This is a genomic window from Peribacillus sp. P4_C12, from assembly GCF_056402095.1.
The window spans coordinates 1-2,564 of record NZ_JBFUIB010000507.1; the positions used below are offsets into that span (position 1 = coordinate 1).

Annotated in this window: 4 protein-coding genes; 2 read left to right on the forward strand and 2 right to left on the reverse strand. The window is 41.5% G+C overall.

Annotated features, from left to right (window positions below; translation table 11 throughout):
- On the forward strand, positions 1-248 hold a 248-nt coding region (locus AC1DUW_RS25620), incomplete at its 5' end, for a diguanylate cyclase (RefSeq protein ID WP_477643804.1).
- A 41-nt stretch (positions 249-289) separates the two neighbouring features.
- Here the strand turns inward: AC1DUW_RS25620 and AC1DUW_RS25625 are convergent.
- On the reverse strand, positions 290-769 hold the full coding sequence (locus AC1DUW_RS25625) for a GAF domain-containing protein (RefSeq protein ID WP_053347314.1): 480 nt from the start codon (positions 767-769) through the stop codon (positions 290-292).
- A gap of 153 nt (positions 770-922) precedes the next feature.
- Here AC1DUW_RS25625 and refZ point away from each other — a divergent pair, with 153 nt between their 5' ends.
- Positions 923-1,567, forward strand: coding sequence for a forespore capture DNA-binding protein RefZ (gene refZ / locus AC1DUW_RS25630; protein WP_053347313.1), 645 nt, complete (start codon positions 923-925; stop codon positions 1,565-1,567).
- A gap of 14 nt (positions 1,568-1,581) precedes the next feature.
- On the opposite strand, the gene hisJ is transcribed toward refZ, so the two are convergent.
- Entirely contained in the window at positions 1,582-2,385 is an 804-nt protein-coding gene (gene hisJ, locus AC1DUW_RS25635; protein ID WP_056529401.1) for a histidinol-phosphatase HisJ, read from the reverse strand.
- Positions 2,386-2,564: the final 179 nt, after the last annotated feature.

A 2,564-nucleotide genomic window follows, 5' to 3' on the forward strand; every position in this document is an offset into this window, starting at 1 on the left:
GGGGAGGAGAAGAGCTAGCAATTTACCTTCCACGTGTTCCTTTAGCGTCAGGTGTTCGCATTGCCGAACGAGTAAAGGATAAGGTCTGGGAGAAATCCAATCCTAGAGTGACGATTTCCTGCGGCGTGTCCTGTTGGTCAAAAGAACATTTAGATAACATGAAAGAGGTAGTTAAAAGGGCCGATGAGGCGTTATATATTGCGAAGAATTCAGGGAAAAACAAAGTTCACATACATGGAGTTCTGTAAAAATAAAAGGGAGCGGCATGGATTGTCGCTCCCTTTTTACTCTATAAACGCTTGGTTAGGATGTCCGCGAATTTCTCGAGTCCTTGCTGATCCACTTCGTCAAATCGGTTCGTAATTGGGCTGTCGATATCAAGAACGCCAATTAGTTTGCCCTCCTTCATAAGGGGTATGACAATTTCAGAACGTGATGCAGCATCGCAGGCAATATGTCCTGGGAACTGATGGACATCATCGACGCGCAAGGTTTTTTTTGTGGCCGCTGATGTCCCGCATACGCCTTTGCCCATTGGAATGCGGACACAGGCTGGAAGACCTTGAAAGGGTCCTAGCACCAATTGGCCTTCTTCAAGTAAATAGAAGCCGACCCAGTTAATCTCAACGAGAAATTGATTCAGTAAAGCAGCGGCATTACTTAAATTGGCTATCTGGTTTGGTTCATCTTCTATTAAGGCAAAGAGCTGTTTTTGGACAAGTTCATAGTTTTTTTCTTTTTTTCCTTGATACATTTCGACATTAAACAAAAGGGTTCACCTGTCTTCCTCATATTTTTACAGTACTTTCTAGTCAAGCCGATAGATTGGAGAGAAATTGTCGAGAACTTACTAAAGGATTCAAGCTCTTCAATGCAGAAATAGTCCACAAGACTTGTCTCAAAGAAAGCGAGGGATTGCCTAATGAATCGCCAGACGCCAACGAAACAAGCTATTGTGGAAGCTGCTTTACATTTATTTCATTTAAAAGGCTATCATGCGACATCCATACGGGATATTGCGAATAAAGCGAAAGTGAATGCTGCTAATATTGCCTACTATTTTAAAAATAAGCAGGGGTTGCTAGAATTCTGCTTCACTTCCTATTTAGAAGAGTATATTCTCGTCCTTGAGACGAACATGACGCTGCTGGATCATGAAGGTCCAAAGCAATGCTTGATGAATTTGGTAAAGGATATTCTTACATTCCAAAGAGAAAACTTCCTGGCAGCTCGATTTATATATGGAGAATCTTCACTCGATTCAAATTTAAACCGGGAAATTCATTCGACTTATTTTACAAAGGAAAAGTCTTATTTTCAATATGTTTTGGAACAAGGCATTAAAAGCAGAAGTTTTCAGTCGGTCTCTATCCCCTTGTATATGCTGCAACTAAAGGGCCTGCTATCGGCTCCGGTCCTGCATACCCATTATGCGATGGAGGTCCTTCATGTGTTCCCACAGGAAGCCTATTACACAAATTTATATGCTGAGGAAGTCGCTCGTTTTCTGCAAGATACATTATTTATTGCCGAAGACCTCCAGCCCCTGCTTGCGGGACGGGCCTGAAGTGTTTACGTGATTTACCCGTTGAATTCTGGAATCAACGATTCAAATCCCTGGCCTAAATCTTTAGCCTGGTGTGCATCGGAACCATAAATAAGCGGGATGCCAAGGTCTATGGCACGCTTTGCAAACCGTTCAGGAGGATAGGGCTCACGGCATAGCGGCTTTACGAACCCTGCTCCATTATAATCAAGTGCATATTGTTGTTCATTGATCATATCCAATACCCTGTAAACACGGTCGTCAAAGCTTTTTGCAGGTGGATATCGGTGCTGGAATTTATGAACAAGTGTAATATGTCCTATCCTTTTTGGCTTATAGATGCCTAGGTCAGCTGTGATTGATTTCTCTAAGGTATCGTAATATTTGGCATAAACCGCTTCGATGGAACCTAGTTTATTGGCAATCTCACCAAACGCATCATCACTGAAATCGATGCAATGCCAGTTGCTTTCCTGCTTTATGAAGTGGACGGAAAGAATGCTGTCATCAAGGAATTCGCCGACTTCATTGAGAAAATCTTTTGTTTCAGTTTCATAACCTTCTATAAAGTCAACCTCTAGACCACTTTTGATCAGGATTTTGTCTTTATAGTGTTCTTTCAGGACGCGGAGCTCTTGAAAGTAATCTAGGAGCATGGAAGCTTCCATACCGCTGTCTTTTTCAGGTGTTGGATCTTGAAAATTTCGTGGCAAAGGAGCATGTTCTGTAAATGTGATTTCCTTTAATCCTAGCTCAATTCCCCGCGTAATATATTCATCGAATTTGTCCGTAGAGCCGTGTGGGCAAAACGGAGTATGTACATGTCTGTCAGCTTTCATGGCCATTCCCTCCCAAAAAACCGGTATTTTGTAGCAATTTTCCACAAAAAAATCTTTTTCTCATCAAAAATTATTGCTAACATGGTATCATAAAAGCATTAAATTTAACATTTTTAAAATTGATATATAAAAGAGCGAGGCTGTAAGGACTAGAACAGGGGGCTTACCATGGATTACAT